The sequence below is a fragment of the Streptomyces marincola genome (assembly GCF_020410765.1).
GTDB lineage: Bacteria > Actinomycetota > Actinomycetes > Streptomycetales > Streptomycetaceae > Streptomyces > Streptomyces marincola.
Map to the genome: position 1 here is coordinate 5,176,533 of NZ_CP084541.1, position 14,650 is coordinate 5,191,182.

At 73.8% G+C, this 14,650-nt stretch carries 11 protein-coding genes; 7 read left to right on the top strand and 4 right to left on the bottom strand.

Features of this window, described 5'->3' with window-relative positions; all coding sequences use genetic code 11:
- Positions 1 to 207 precede the first annotated feature (207 nt).
- Together LC193_RS22890 and mce are read right to left on the bottom strand one after the other, a co-directional pair.
- The gene (locus LC193_RS22890; protein WP_318842181.1) at positions 208 to 3,516 is read right to left on the bottom strand and encodes a hypothetical protein; all 3,309 of its coding nucleotides are present in this window, start codon (positions 3,514 to 3,516) and stop codon (positions 208 to 210) included.
- Between the two features lie 120 nt (positions 3,517 to 3,636).
- Entirely contained in the window at positions 3,637 to 4,089 is a 453-nt protein-coding gene (gene mce / locus LC193_RS22895) for a methylmalonyl-CoA epimerase (RefSeq protein ID WP_086157916.1), read from the bottom strand.
- Between the two features lie 136 nt (positions 4,090 to 4,225).
- Here mce and LC193_RS22900 point away from each other — a divergent pair, with 136 nt between their 5' ends.
- Together LC193_RS22900 and meaB are read left to right on the top strand one after the other, a co-directional pair.
- Positions 4,226 to 5,434, top strand: coding sequence for an acetyl-CoA C-acetyltransferase (locus LC193_RS22900; protein ID WP_226077050.1), 1,209 nt, complete (start codon positions 4,226 to 4,228; stop codon positions 5,432 to 5,434).
- 71 nt (positions 5,435 to 5,505) lie between these two features.
- On the top strand, positions 5,506 to 6,480 hold the full coding sequence (meaB, locus tag LC193_RS22905; protein WP_226077051.1) for a methylmalonyl Co-A mutase-associated GTPase MeaB: 975 nt from the start codon (positions 5,506 to 5,508) through the stop codon (positions 6,478 to 6,480).
- Between the two features lie 134 nt (positions 6,481 to 6,614).
- Here meaB and LC193_RS22910 read toward each other — a convergent pair whose 3' ends face one another.
- Positions 6,615 to 7,469, bottom strand: coding sequence for a PepSY domain-containing protein (locus LC193_RS22910; protein WP_226077052.1), 855 nt, complete (start codon positions 7,467 to 7,469; stop codon positions 6,615 to 6,617).
- 121 nt (positions 7,470 to 7,590) lie between these two features.
- Here LC193_RS22910 and LC193_RS22915 point away from each other — a divergent pair, with 121 nt between their 5' ends.
- The gene (locus LC193_RS22915; protein WP_226077053.1) at positions 7,591 to 8,259 is read left to right on the top strand and encodes a response regulator transcription factor; all 669 of its coding nucleotides are present in this window, start codon (positions 7,591 to 7,593) and stop codon (positions 8,257 to 8,259) included.
- Positions 8,252 to 9,772, top strand: a complete 1,521-nt coding sequence (locus LC193_RS22920) for a sensor histidine kinase (RefSeq protein WP_226077054.1) — start codon at positions 8,252 to 8,254, stop codon at positions 9,770 to 9,772. Before LC193_RS22915 ends, LC193_RS22920 begins: the two co-directional genes overlap by 8 nt.
- A gap of 49 nt (positions 9,773 to 9,821) precedes the next feature.
- On the opposite strand, the gene LC193_RS22925 is transcribed toward LC193_RS22920, so the two are convergent.
- Positions 9,822 to 10,295, bottom strand: a complete 474-nt coding sequence (locus LC193_RS22925) for a MarR family winged helix-turn-helix transcriptional regulator (RefSeq protein WP_226077056.1) — start codon at positions 10,293 to 10,295, stop codon at positions 9,822 to 9,824.
- 128 nt (positions 10,296 to 10,423) lie between these two features.
- Here LC193_RS22925 and LC193_RS22930 point away from each other — a divergent pair, with 128 nt between their 5' ends.
- From LC193_RS22930 to LC193_RS22940, 3 genes are all read left to right on the top strand, one after another.
- On the top strand, positions 10,424 to 10,768 hold the full coding sequence (locus LC193_RS22930) for a DUF3817 domain-containing protein (RefSeq protein ID WP_086157910.1): 345 nt from the start codon (positions 10,424 to 10,426) through the stop codon (positions 10,766 to 10,768).
- Positions 10,769 to 10,879: 111 nt separating this feature from the next.
- Positions 10,880 to 12,691, top strand: a complete 1,812-nt coding sequence (locus LC193_RS22935; RefSeq protein WP_226077058.1) for a glycosyltransferase family 2 protein — start codon at positions 10,880 to 10,882, stop codon at positions 12,689 to 12,691.
- The gene (locus tag LC193_RS22940) at positions 12,688 to 14,619 is read left to right on the top strand and encodes a radical copper oxidase GlxA (RefSeq protein ID WP_226077060.1); all 1,932 of its coding nucleotides are present in this window, start codon (positions 12,688 to 12,690) and stop codon (positions 14,617 to 14,619) included. Before LC193_RS22935 ends, LC193_RS22940 begins: the two co-directional genes overlap by 4 nt.
- Positions 14,620 to 14,650 lie beyond the last annotated feature (31 nt).

Consider the following 14,650-nt stretch of genomic DNA (forward strand, 5'->3'; position numbering starts at 1 on the left):
AGACGGGTGAGTGGGTTGATGGAATGTCGGGCCTGGGCGTTCAGCGCTTCGAGGTCGAGTTCCTTAAGCCTTTGTCACACACGGGACCATGCCCTCGGAGCCATCATCCTAGGGGGCGAACCGGCGTGTCTTCGAGCGGAACCGGTTTCTCTGTGGAGAATGTTCGCCCCTTCCGCTCAATCGAGTGTTCAGGTGATTGGCCCGACTTCACCGGCCGCCGGACCGCTTGCCGCCGGACCCGGACCCCGAGGCCCCCGCGGAGACCGCGCCCTTGCCGCCACCCCTGCCACTCGGCTTCGGCGCCTCGAACGACTCCAGCGCCTCCAACACGTCCTGCACACGCGAGATCTCGGCGTTGATGTCGGCGCGGCGGCGGGTCAGTTTCTCCAACTCCCGCTTGCCCTCGTCCACCAACTGCTTCGCCTCCCGCTCCGCCTCGGCCCGCATGTCCTGCGTCTCGCGCAGCACCTTGGACCGCTGCCGCTCCGCGTCCTTGAGCAGCGCCTCGGCCTTCTTCACCGCGGCGATGCGCACCTTGGTCGCCTCGGCGTTGGCCTCCGTGTTCAACTTCTCGGCCGCCGCCCTGGCTTCGGCCCGCTGCTCCTCCGCCGCCTTCATCAGTTTGTCCACGCGCTCGCCCGCGGCCCGTTGCAGCTCGGCCGACTCCCGCCTGGCCCGGTCGTGCAGCTCCTCGACCTCCGCCTCGACCCGGGCCCGCAGCTCCTCGGAACGCTCCCTGATCGCCGTCGCGTCCCGACGGGCCTCCTCAAGCAGCTGGTTGGCGTCCCGGCGCGACTTCTCCACCAGTTCGGCACCGGCCTCCCGCGCGTCGGCGACGAGCCGTTCCGACTCCCCGCGGGCCGCGGCGACCATCCGGTCGGACTGCTCCTCGGCCGCGGACGCCATGCGCAGCGCCTCCTCCTGCGCCTTGCCGAGCAGTTCGTCCGCCTGCGCCGCGGCGTCGCCGCGCTTGCGCGACGCCTCCTGCCTGGCCCGGTCGAGCACTTCGTCGGCCTCGGCCCTGGTGCGGTCCGCCGCCTCCTGGGCGCCGGTCCGCAGCCGGTCGGCCTCCTCGATGGCCTCGCGCACCGTGCGTTCCGCGAGCGCCGAGGCCGCCTCCTTCTCCTCGGCCGACTCCCGCAGCACGCGCGCGGCCTCGCGTTCCGCCTCCGCGCGGTGCGTGGCGATCTCCGCCTCCGCGGCCTCGCGCAGCCCGGAGACCGAGTCCCGCACCTGCTGTGCCTTGTGCTCGGCCGCGGCGACCAGCGTCTCCGCCCGGCGCTCCGCGTCGTCGACCCGCGCCTGCGCCGACGCCAGCAGCTCCTCGGCCTGGTCGCGCGCCTGGGCCCGCTCCCGGTGCGCCGCGTCGCGCGCCTCGGTCAGCAGCCGGTCCGCCTCGGCGCGCAGCCGGTCCGCCTCCTCGCGCGCGGCGGCCAGGGTCTCGGCGGCCTCGGCCGTCGTCCGCTCGGCCGCGGCCGCCGCGTCGGCGCGGACCCGGTCCGCCGCCTGCCGCGCCTCCTCGCGCAGCCGGTCGGCCTCCGCGCTCGCCTCCGCGCGCAGCCGGACGGCGCTGTCCTCGCCCTCGGCGCGCGCCCTGGCCGCGTCCGTCGCGGCCTGATCGCGCACCTGCTCCGCGGCCTGCTCGGCCTGCTCGGTCAGCGCCCTGATCCGCTCGGCCGCCTCGGAACGCAGCCGCTCGGCCTCCGCGCCCGCCTCGGAACGCAGGCGGTCCGCCTCGGCCCTCGCGGAGGCCAGGGCCTCCTCCGCCGCCGCGACCCGCTGCTCCGCCTCGCCGCGCAGCCGGCCGATCTCCTCGCCCGCTGCCTCCCGTTCGGCGCGGGTGGCCGCCTTGGCCTCCTCCCGCAGCCGGCGCGCGGCCTCCTCGGCCTCCCGCGAGACGCGTTCGGCCTGCCGGGCGGCCTCCTCGCGCTGCTCGTCCGCCTCGGCACGGGCCTTGCGCAACGCCTGCTCGGCCTGGTTCCGCAGGGTCGTGGCGCGTTCGATCGCCTCGGTGCGGACCCGTTCGCTCTCGGCGGTCGCCGCGGAACGCAGCTCCTCCGCGTCGCTCCTGGCCTGCGCGAGCAGCTCCTCGGCGCTGGCCGCCGCCTGCTCGATCTGCGCGACGGACTCCCGCCTGGCGTCCGCCTTGACCCGCTCGCCCTCCTCGGCCGCGGCCGAGCGCAGCTGCTCCGCCTCGCCGCGCAGCCGCCGCGCCTCCTCCTGGAGCTGCACCGTCTTGGCGCGGTACTGCTCGGTGTCGTCCTGCGCCGCGCCCCTCAGCTGCTCCGCGACCTCGTGCGCCTCGGCGCGCAGCCGGTCCGCCTCGGCCTCCGCCTCGGCGCGCAGGCGTTCCGCCTCCTCGGCCGCGGCCTTCTTGGTGTCCTTGGCCTCCTCGGCGGCCTTGGTCAGCACGTCCTCGGCCGTCCTCGCCGCCTCGGCCAGCTGCGCGGCGTACTCCTCGGCCGACTTGGAACGGGCCTCCTCGGCGGCCTCCGCGACCAGGCGCTCGGCCTCGGCGCGCGCCTCGTCGAGCGCGTTCTGCGCCTCCGCCCTGCGGCGTTCCGCGTCCCGGTTGGCCTCGCCGACCATGCGGGCGACCTCGGCCTTGGCGGTCGCGGTGCGCTGCTCGTACACCGACTCGGCCGCGGCGCGCTGCTTCTCGACCTCCGCCGTCGCCTCGGCGACCAGGCGCTCGGCCTCCTCGCGGGCCGTCCGCAGCGCGGTCTGCGCCTCCGCGGCCCGCTCCTCCGCCCTGCGGACCAGCGCGGCGGCCTCGCGCCGCCCGGCCTCGGTGTCCTGGACCGCGGAACTGCGCAGCCGCTCCGCGTGCTCGGTGGACTCCTGCGCCTGCGTGGAGGCCGCGTCGAGCAGGCGTTCGGCGTCCGCCCTGGCGCGGCGCAGCACCTCGTCCGCCTCGGCGCGCGCGGCCTCCGCCTCGGCGGCGGCGCGCTGCCGCGCGTCCTCGGTCAGGCGCAGCGCCTCGGCCCGCGCCTGGCCGATGGTCCGCTCGGCCTCGGCGCGCGTCTCCTCGATCAGCCGGCGGGCCTGGGACTCGCTGCGGGCGCGGACCTGCTCGGCCCAGGCGACGTTCTCGTTGACGTGGGCCTCGACGGTGGAACGGCGCTGCGCCAGCTCCTCGTCGAGGCGCCGGCGGCGGCCGACGGCCTCCGCGTGCAGCTCCGCCTCCATGCGGGCGCGCTGCTCCGACTGCTCCTGGAGCGCCCGCTGGGACCTGGCGCGCGCGTCGCGCAGTTCGCGTTCGGCCTCGACCCGCATCTGGTCGGCCTGGTGCTGGGCGGACCGCAGGATCTGCTCGGCGTGCCCGCTCGGGTCACCGTAGGGACGCAGGGAGAGCGCGCGGCGCACCTCGTGCAGCTTCGCGCGCAACACCTCGACCTGGTAGCCGAGGTCGTCGGCGTGGTCGACCGCCCGTTGCCGCTCCTTCTTCAGCCGCTCCATCTCGGCTTCGAATCGCGAGAGGTGGTCTGAAGCCTGGTAGGCGTCGTAGCCCCGCACTGCGCGGTCCCATCCGTCCCCTGGTCGTGGCACTGCAAGATCCGGTCATCGGCCGAACGCGGGACGAGAGGAAAGCCCACAGCCCCGGCTCGGCCACTCTACCGGCCGGGGCAGCGTGCGTCAGTGGCCCTGGGCCCCTCCGGGCGGCCCGGGGACCGCGGAGGTGACGAGTTCGGTGAGGACTCCGTGGCAGTCCTTGGGGTGGAGGAACGTGATCCGCGAGTCCATCGAGCCGCGGCGCGGCTCGTCGTACAGGACCCGGACGCCCTTGCCGCGGATCGCCTCGGAGTCGCCGTCCACGTCGGCGGTGCCGAAGGCGATGTGGTGCACGCCCTCGCCGTTCTTCTTCAGCCATTTGCCGACCGCCGAGTCCTCGCGGATCGGTTCGAGCAGTTGCAGGTAGGACGAGCCGCCGTCGTCGGTGCCGTTGATCCGGAGCATGGCCTCGCGGACCCCCTGCTCCTCGTTGATCTCGCTGTGGAAGACCTCGAAGCCGTAGGTGGCACGGTAGAACTCGACGGTGGCGTCGAGGTCGTGGCAGGCGATCCCGATGTGATCGATGCGCGTCAACATGCTGCCATCCCACCGCCTTTGACGTGAGCCGTGCAACGTGCGCACTGTCACAGGAACGTCCCGATGACCGGCGGCGTCACGCTCTGTACATTGTCAGTGAACCATCGTTCACTCCCGAGGTTGTGAGGAGCGCGCCATGACATCAAGCAGCGGCACGGGCGCCACATCCGTGATCGTCGCCGGAGCGAGGACGCCGATGGGCCGCCTGCTCGGCTCGCTGTCGTCCTTCTCCGGCGCGGAACTGGGCGGCTTCGCCATCCGCGCCGCCCTGGAACGGGCCGGCGTCGCCGCCGACCGGGTGCAGTACGTGATCATGGGCCAGGTGCTCCAGGCGGGCGCGGGGCAGATCCCGGCGCGGCAGGCCGCCGTGCGCGCGGGCATTCCCATGACCGTGCCGGCCCTGACCGTCAACAAGGTCTGCCTCTCCGGCCTCGACGCCATCGCGCTGGCCGACCAGCTCATCCGGGCGGGCGAGTTCGACGTGGTCGTCGCCGGCGGCCAGGAGTCCATGTCGAACGCGCCGCACCTGCTGCCGGGGGCGCGCGCCGGCCGCAAGTACGGCGCCATGGAACTGCTCGACGCGATGGCGCACGACGGGCTGACCGACGCGTTCGACGGCGTCGCCATGGGTGAGTCGACCGAGCACTTCGCCGGGCTCATGGGCGTCACGCGCGAGGAGCAGGACGCGGTCGCGGCCCTGTCCCACCAGCGCGCCGCCGCCGCGCGGAAGAACGGCCTCTTCGACGCCGAGATCACCCCCGTGGCGGTCGAGCAGCGCAGGGGCGAACCGCTGATGGTCGCACAGGACGAGGGCATCAGGCCCGACACCACCGTGGAGTCGCTGGCCCGGCTGCGCCCGGCGTTCGCCGCCGACGGCACGGTCACCGCCGGCTCCTCGTCCCAGATCTCCGACGGCGCGGCGGCCGTCGTGGTGATGTCCCGGGCGACGGCGGAACGGCTCGGCCTGCCGTGGCTGGCCGAGATCGGTCCGCACGGGAACGTCGCGGGCCCGGACAACTCGCTGCTCTCCCAGCCGTCCCGCGCGATCGGCCACGCGCTCGACCGGGCCGGGCTCACCGTGGACGACCTCGACCTGATCGAGATCAACGAGGCGTTCGCCGCGGTCGCCGTGCAGTCGATGAAGGACCTCGGGGTAACCCACGAAAGGGTGAACGTCAACGGCGGGGCCATCGCCCTGGGTCACCCGATCGGCATGTCGGGGGCCCGGCTGGCGCTGCACCTCGCGCTCGAACTGCGCCGGCGCGGCGGCGGCACCGGCGCCGCGGCGCTGTGCGGCGGCGGCGGCCAGGGCGACGCGCTGATCCTGCGGGTACCCGCGGTCTGACGGTCGGGCCGGGACCGGCGCGCGGGCGCGGCGGAACGCACCGCGGGGCGAGCGGTGCAGGAGGGAGCACGGTGGGCAGGGCGAGGACCGCCGACGTGGGCGAGCTGGTGGAGCGGGCGCGCGCGGGCGCCCCCCGGGCCGTGGCCCGGCTGATCTCGCTGGTCGAGAACGCGGCGCCGCAGCTGCGCGAGGTCATGGCGGCGCTCGCGCCGCACACCGGCCACGCCTACGTCGTGGGCATCACGGGCGCGCCCGGGGTCGGCAAGTCCACCTCGACGTCCGCGCTCGTGACCGCGTACCGCAGGGCGGGCAGGCGGGTCGGGGTGCTCGCGGTCGACCCCTCGTCGCCGTTCTCCGGCGGCGCCCTGCTCGGCGACCGCATCCGGATGTCGGAGCACGCCTGCGACCCCGGCGTCTACATCAGGTCGATGGCCACGCGCGGCCACCTGGGCGGGCTGGCCTGGGCGGCGCCGCAGGCCGTCCGCGTGCTGGACGCGGCCGGGTGCGACGTGGTGCTGGTGGAGACGGTGGGGGTGGGGCAGTCGGAGGTGGAGATCGCCGCCCAGGCCGACACGACGGCGGTGCTCGTGGCGCCGGGCATGGGCGACGGGGTCCAAGCGGCGAAGGCCGGCATCCTGGAGGTCGGTGACGTCTTCGTGGTCAACAAGGCGGACCGGGACGGCGCCGACGCGACCGTCCGCGAGCTGAACCACATGCTGGGCCTCGGGGAGGCCCGGGCCCCAGGGGACTGGCGGCCCACGATCGTGCGCACGGTCGCCGCGCGCGGTGAGGGCCTGGACGACGTGGTCGAGGCGCTTGAGGGGCACCGGGCGTGGCTGGCCGCGCACGGCCGCCTCGCCGAACGCCGCACCCGCCGCGCCGCGCGCGAGGTCGAGGCCATCGCGGTGACCGCGCTCCGCGCGCGCATCGCCGACCTGCGCGGCGACCGCAGGCTGGTCGCGCTGGCGGAACGCATCGCCGCCGGAACGCTCGACCCCTACGCGGCGGCCGACGAGCTGGTCGCGGGCCTGACCGGCGGCGCCTGAGCCGGGCGCGCCCGGCGCGCCGCGGCCCGGGAAAGCGCACCGCCCCTTCCGGGCCGGGGCCGGAAGGGGCGGAGCCGGAAGGGGCGGAGCCGGTGCCGCCGGGCGGCGGTGCTCACGGCGAGTCGGTGCGGGGCTCAGCGGTCGTCGCGGTCGTCGTCGCGGTCGTCGTCGTTGTCGTCCCGGTCGTCGTCGTCGTTGTCGTCCCGGTCGTCGTCGTCATCGTCGTCCCGGTCGTCCCGGTCGTCCCGGTCGTCGTCCCGGTCGTCCGCGTCGTCGTCGCCCCGGTCACCGCGGTCGTCCCGGTCGTCCCAGTCGTCGTCGCCCCGGTCGTCGTCGCGGTCGTCCCGGTCGTCATCGTCGTCCTGCTCGCGGTCGGTGACGTTGCCCGTGCCCAGGTTGATCGACAGCTCGTGCTCGGCGCCGTCGCCGCCGCGCAGCTCAAGCTCCCAGTGGCCGTCGTCCACGTCCGCCTCGCGCAGCGTGGCGGAGGTCTGCTGCTCGGCGAGGCGGATCGCGCCCAGCACGTCGACCTCGGCGTTGCCCGAGCGCAGGCTCACGGCCACCCCGCGGTCGTCATCGTCGTCGTCCTTGTCGTGGCTGTCGAGCACCTCGCGGCCGTCCTCGCTGACGTGGACCTCGTACCACCGGTCGTCGTCACCGAAGATCTCGACCTCCCAGGCGCGGTGCCGGTCGCCGTCGTCATCGTCGTCGTCCAGCTCGATCTCGGTGACCACGCCGGGGCGTGCGGTCAGGGCCGAGTTCACCGCGCGCTCGGCGGCCGAGCCCCCGCCCGCGCCCTGCTCGTTCCGGTCGTCGCGGTCGTCGTTCCCGCCGCTCCCGCTGCCGCCGGCCTCGGCGACCGAGATCTGCTCCAGCGTGTTCGAAGCCTGCTCGCTGTCCCCGCCCGAGCCCATCGTGGCGCCGGCCAGGGTGCCGCCGCCCACCACGGCACCGGCGGCGACGATCGCGATGATGATGTTGCGCTTCATGAGGGTTCCTCCCCGTTGTCGGCTTCTGCCTGGTGACGAGTAAGACCATGCCGGATCGTTGCTGAAGGGACCCTGAAGGCACCTGAAGACTTCTTCAGGAACGGTTTGCCAAGCTTGCTCCATGCGCGTGCTGATTGTGGAGGACGAGAAGCGGCTGGCCCGGTCGCTCGCCCAGGGCCTGACGGCCGAGGGGTTCGCCGTTGATGTGGCCCATACCGGTACGGACGGGCTGCACCGGGCCACCGAGGGGTCCTACGACCTGCTGATCCTCGACATCATGCTGCCGGGCATGAACGGCTACCGCGTCTGCGCCGCCCTGCGCGCCGCGGGCGACGAGACGCCCATCCTCATGCTCACCGCGAAGGACGGCGAGTACGACGAGGCCGAGGGGCTGGACACCGGCGCCGACGACTACCTGACCAAGCCGTTCTCCTACGTGGTGCTCGTGGCCCGCGTCCGGGCGCTGCTGCGCCGGCGCGGCGGACGCGGGGCCTCGCCCGAACTGCGCGTGGGCGACCTGGTCGTGGACCGGGCGGCTCGCCGGGTGTCCCGGGCCGGGCTCGAAGTGGCGCTGACAGCGAAGGAGTTCACCGTGCTCGAATACCTGGCCGGCCGGGCCGGCGAGGTGGTCTCCAAGGCCGAGATCCTGGACCACGGCTGGGACTTCGCCTACGACGGCGACCCCAACATCGTCGAGGTGTACATCAGCGCGCTGCGCAGGAAGATCGGCCCCGGGCTGATCACCACCGTGCGCGGCGCGGGCTACCGGCTGGTGGCTCCCCGTGGCTAGCGTCCGGTCGAAGGCGGCGTTCGGCGCCACCGCGGTCGTGGCTGTCGCCCTGGTGGCCGCGGGGCTCATGATGCTCACGCTGCTGCGCGAGAACCTGGACGAGCAGGTGGCCGTCGACGCCGAGCTGGCCGGCCGCAGGGTGGCCGAGCAGCTGGCCACGGGCACCACGTTCCACGAACTCGACCTCGGCACCTCAGGACTCGTGCAGGTCGTCGACCGGGAGGGCGCCAGGACCCGCGCCATCACCGACGGGGTCGAGGAGATCCACGGCACCGGAAGCGACCGCGTCGAGGAGTCGCACCCGGAGCCCTCGCCCCCGCCCCCGGCCTCCGAGGAGCCCGCCCGGCAGCCCGGGGCCGACGGCGACGGCGATGACGGCGATGACGATGACGACGACGATGACGACGATGACGACGACGAGGCCGGGCAGACCGAGGAGGAGGACGGGGACGGGCTGAGCCCGGGCGAGGTCGACGACCAGGTCGAGGTCGGCAACGGCTGGGCCGTGGTGGACGGCGAGCGCGGCGACTACCTGTTCGCCGAGGTCGAGGTCACCACGCCGGACGGCGAGGAGGCCGTCGCCTACGCCGGTGTCCCGCTGGACGTCGAGCAGGCCGCGCTGGACAGCGTCCGCACCTCGATGCTGGTCGCGGCGCCGCTGCTGCTCGCGGTCGTCGGCGGCGTGACGTGGCTGGTGACCCGCAGGGCGCTCGGCCCGGTCGAGGGCATCCGCCGGGAGATGGCGGCGATCACCCGGTCCGCCGACCTGTCCCGCCGCGTTCCCGAGCCGGCGACGCAGGACGAGATCGGCCGGCTCGCGGTCACCACGAACGAGACGCTCGCGGCCCTGGAGACGGCCGTGGAACGGCAGCGGCGGTTCGTCGCCGACGCCTCCCACGAGCTGCGCAGCCCGATCGCGTCGCTGCGCACCCAGCTCGAAGTCGGCGAGGCGCACCCGGAACTGCTCGACGTGCCGGGCGCGGTGAAGGACACGGTGCGCCTCCAGGCGCTGGCGGCCGACCTGCTGCTGCTCGCCCGGCTCGACGCGGGGGAGCGCCCGCAGGCCGGCGAGGTCGCCCTCGCCGAGCTGGTCACGGAGGAGCTGGAGCAGCGGCCCGCCGCCGACCCGCACCCGGTGCGCCCGGCGGAGCTGGCCGACGTGGCGGTCAGCGGCTCGCGCGGGCAGCTGTCGCGGGTGCTGGGGAACCTGGTGGACAACGCGCAGCGGCACGCGGTCACGGGGGTGCGGGTGTCGGTGCGCCGCGAGGGGGACGACGCGGTCGTCGAGGTCGCGGACGACGGGTCCGGGGTGCCCGAGGAGGACCGGGAGCGGATCTTCCAGCGGTTCGTGCGGCTGGACGACGCCCGCAGCCGCGACGACGGCGGCGCGGGCCTCGGCCTGGCCATCGCGCGGGACGTGGCCTCGCGGCACGGCGGTTCGCTGACGGTCGGGGCGGCCCCTGAGGGCGGGGCGCTGTTCGTCCTGCGGCTGCCCGTGCTCGCCGGCGCTTGACCGCTCGCGGGCCGGCCACCGTTCGCGGACCGGCCCGCGCCCGGCCGGGCTACCGGCCGCGCCGCGCGTGCAGGTGCTCGGCGACGGGGGCGAGCGAGCGGTGCAGGGCCGCGAGGTCCTCCGGGCTCAGCAGGTCGAGCAGGTGCCGCCGTACGGAGGCGACGTGGTGCGGCGCGACCTCCCGCATGGTGGTCCAGCCGTGTTCCGTGAGCACCGCGAACAGGCCCCGCTTGTCGGAGTCGCAGTGCTCGCGCCGCACGAGCCCGGCCTTCTCCATGCGGGTGATCTGGTGCGAGAGCCTGCTCTTGGACTGGAGCGTGGCCGCCGCCAGGTCGCTCATCCGCATGCGGTGCTCGTCCGACTCCGACAGGTTCACCAGGATCTCGTAGTCGTTCATGGTCAGGCCGAACGGCTGGAGGTCCCGCTCCAGCTGGTGCGTGAGGAGCTTGCTGACCTCCAGGTGCGTGCGCCAGGCGCGTTGCTCGGCGTCACTGAGCCAGCGGGTCCCGGTGTCGGTGTCCATGTCCTGAACTGTAGCCAACGGCCGCCACCCGGCCGGAGTGATCGTCGCGGGGCTTGCGACAATGGAGCTGCTTGTGCATGCGTTCACATGCGCTGCCCCGCGTCCCTGCTCACGAAGGCGTACTTCCCATGGACCTCAAGACCGTCTCCGCCCTGCGCCGACTCCGGCTGGTGTCCGCCCCCGAAGCGGTCTCCTTCCTGCTGCTCCTGGTCTGCTCGGTGCTGAAGCGGACCACCGACTTCAACGCCGTCCCGGTGATGGGCGCGGTGCACGGCTTCCTCTTCGTCGTCTACGTGCTGTTCTGGGCGGACGCCTGGAACCGCGCCAAGTGGCCGCTGAAGACGGCGGCCTTCTACTTCCTGATGTCCGTGCTGCCCGCCGGCGGCTTCTTCGCCGAGCGCCGGCTGCGCCGCGAGCAGGACGACGCGGCCATCGCGGCGCGCGCCCGGCGCGAGGGCGTGGTCAACGCCTGACATCCGCCGGGGCGCCCTTCGCTCGCTCGGACCTCCCCGGGTCGACAGGGCCTGCGGCCTGACGTGTTGTTGATACGTCGGCTTTGAGGCTTTCGTCCGAAGGAGGGTGCCGTGCGGCTTGCGGGGTACGACTACGAGACGTTCAGCTGCCTGGCCGGGCCCCTCGCCGAACCCGAGCCCGGCTACCGGGTCCGCTACCGGACGCTGATCTCCCGCGAGCCGCACCGAATACGCGCCGTCCTGCTGATGACGCTTGCGCCGCTGCTCTCCGCGGTGCTGCTGATCTGGCTGGTCTGGCCGGGCCACTGGACCGACCGCGACCACGCGCCCTGGTGGCTGCTGGCGGCCGACGCCGTCATGCTCGGCTGCATCGGGCTCATCGAGGTCTTCCGCCTCGCCAACGTCGTCTCCATCGCGCACGCCACGATGGTGGCCCGCGACCCGGTCCCCGTCGTCCCCGAGACCGGCACCCGCGTCGCGTTCCTCACCACCTACGTGCCCGGCAAGGAGCCGCTCGCAATGGTGCGGGCGACCCTGGAGGGCGCCGTGCGCCTCAGGCACCCCGGCCCGCTGGACGTCTGGCTGCTCGACGAGGGCGACGACCCGGCCGCGCGCGAGCTGTGCGCCCGCCTGGGCGTGCGGCACTTCACGCGCCGCGGGGTGCCCGAGTGGAACCAGCCCGCGGGCCCGCACCGGGCCCGCACCAAGCACGGCAACTACAACGCGTGGCTCGCCGCCCACGGCGACGAGTACGACTACTTCGCGGCCGTCGACACCGACCACGTGCCGCTGCCCGACTACCTGGAACGGATGCTCGGCTACTTCCGCGACCCGGACGTCGCCTTCGTCGTCGGCCCGCAGGTGTACGGCAACTACACCACGCCGGTCACCAAGGCGGCCGAGAGCCAGCAGTTCCTCTTCCACGCCCTGATCCAGCGGGCGGGCAACCGCTACGGCTCCGCGATGTTCGTCGGCACCAACAACGCCGTGCGGGTCTCCGCGGTCCGCGGCATCGGCGGCCTGGTCGACTCCGTCACCGAGGACATGGCCACGGGCTTCGAACTGCACCGCGCCGTCAACCCCGACACCGGCAGGCGCTGGCGCTCGGTCTACACGCCCGACGTGCTCGCCGTCGGCGAGGGACCCTCGACCTGGACCGACTTCTTCTCGCAGCAACTGCGCTGGTCCCGCGGCACCTACGAGACGATCCTGCGCCAGTACGGCCGCGGCCCCCGCCGCCACAGCATGGGCGCCACGTTCAACTACTCGCTCATGCTCGCGTTCTACCCGATGGCCGCGATCACCTGGGTGCTCGGCGCCCTCGGCTGCACCCTGTACCTGACCATCGGCGCCTCGGGAACGCAGGTCGCGTCGTCGGTGTGGATGATGCTCTACAGCGACGTGGCCGCGCTCCAGATCGGCCTCTACCTGTGGAACCGGCGGCACAACGTCTCCCCGCACGAACCGGCCGGCTCCTCGGGCGCGGCGGGCATGATCATGTCGGCGCTGTCCGCGCCCGTCTACGCCAGGTCCCTGCTCGACGCCGTGCTGCGCCGCCGCTCGGCGTTCGTCGTCACGCCCAAGGGCGGCGAGGCGAGCCGCGACCGGCCCGCCACGTTCCGGCTGCACTTCTTCTGGGCCGGCCTCATCTGCTGCGCGTTCCTCGTCTCCGTCGCCGAGGGCCACACCCACGCCGCGATGCGCACCTGGGCGCTGCTCGCCCTCGTGATCTGCCTGGCCCCCGTCACCGTCTGGTGGCTGGCGCGGCGCCGCGCCACCGGCGCGGCCGGCGGGCCCGACGCGCCCGCCCCGCCGCCCGGCGGACCGGGGGAGCGGCCCGACCGCACCGATGACACCGACCGCACCGACACCGACCGCCCCGTCGCACCGCGACCAGGAAGCCCCGTGGGAGTTGAGGCATGAGGTACCGACCGAGTGACCGCATGAAGAAGACCGCCGTCGGCACCGGCGCGACCCTGCTGCTCGCGGCCTTCAACGTGCCGGCCGCGCTGAGCTTCGCGCAGGACCGCATGCACGAGTACCGGATATCCAGGCCGGAGTACAAGGCGGAGTTCGGCTCGTGGGACGTCGTGGACGTGCCGGAGGAGTTCCGCACCAACGCCATCCACGCCGCCCTGCTGCGCACCGGCAAGGTGCTGCTGATCGCCGGCTCGGGCAACGTCGAGGACGAGTTCGACGCGGGCACCTTCCAGACGGTCCTGTGGGACCCCGAGACGAACGAGTTCTCCGAGGTGCCCACGCCCGAGGACCTGTTCTGCGCCGGGCACGCCCAACTGCCCGACGGCCGGCTCCTGGTCGCGGGCGGCACCGCGAGGTACGAGGTGCTGGGCGACGACGTCACGCACGCCGGCGGCCCGATGCTGCTCAAGAACGAGGACCCCGACCGCGAGCGCACGTTCAAGAAGGGCACCCGGCTGCGCGCCCCCTCGGGCCAGGAGTACGTCACCGAGGCCACCGTGACCGTGCCGCGCGCCACCAAGAAGGTCGTCGACGACGAGGTGGAGATCACCGCCGGCGAGGTGCGCGTCTTCGTCCTGGCCGTCGAGGAGGGCGAGGACGGCGTCGCCGAGGACCCCGCCCAGTACGAGATCCTGGGCCTCAAGGGCCGCGACGCGGACAACCTCTACGGCCTGGCCGAGGACATCACCCTGGACGACCAGGACTTCCAGGGCATCGACGCGGCCTACGAGTTCGACCCCGGGGCGGAACGGTACGTGCCGGTGCCCAGCATGCGCGAGGCCCGCTGGTACCCGACGCTGACCGCCCTCCCCGACGGCCGGGTGCTGACCGTCTCGGGACTCGACGAGGTCGGCGAGGTCGTGCCCGGCATCAACGAGATCTACGACCCGGAGACCAAGACCTGGTCCGAGGGCCCCGAGCGGTACTTCCCCACCTACCCGGCCCTCTTCCTCACCCAGGGCGGCGAGATCTTCTACACCGGGTCGAACGCCGGCTACGGCCCCGCGGACGAGGGCCGCGACCCGGGCCTGTGGAACCTGGAGGACAACACCTTCACCGAGATCGGCGGCCTGCGCGACGCCGACCAGCTGGAGACCTCCGCGTCCCTGCTGCTGCCGCCGGCCCAGGACCAGCGGTTCATGGTGCTGGGCGGCGGGGGAGTGGGCGAGTCGGAGAAGTCGACGGAGCGGACCGCGATCGTCGACCTGACCGAGGACGACCCGCGCTACCGCGACGGGCCCTCGCTGCCGAAGGGCACGCGCTACCTCAACAGCGTGATCCTGCCCGACGACACCGTCTTCACCTCGGGCGGCTCCGAGGACTACCGCGGGCGCGGCAAGAGCGACATCCTGCGGGCGCAGTTCTTCGATCCGGCCACCAACGAGTTCCGCCGGGCCGCCGACCCGACGGTGGGGCGCAACTACCACTCCGAGGCGCTGCTGCTCCCCGACGGCCGGGTCGCGACGTTCGGCTCCGACCCGCTGTTCGGCGACGCCGACAACACGCGCATGGGCACGTTCGAGAAGCGCATCGAGGTCTACACGCCGCCCTACCTCCACGACGGCAGGGAGGAGTCGCGCCCGGTGCTGGACGAGGGGCCGCGGCGCGCGGCCCCCGGCGACACCGTCACCTTCGCGACCGGGGCGGCCGACCGGATCGCCACCGCCAGGCTGATGCGGCCCAGCGCCGTCACGCACACCACGGACGTGGAGCAGCGCTCCATCCAGCTCGACATCGAGCGCGGCGAGGGCGAGGCGTCGTTCACCATCCCCGACGACACCTCGCTGGTGCCGCCCGGCTGGTACATGCTGTTCGTGACCGACGAGGCGGGCACGCCGTCGGAGGCGAAGTGGCTGCACGTCGTCGAGTGACCCGGCGCGTCGCGGGCGGGCCGCGCGCCGG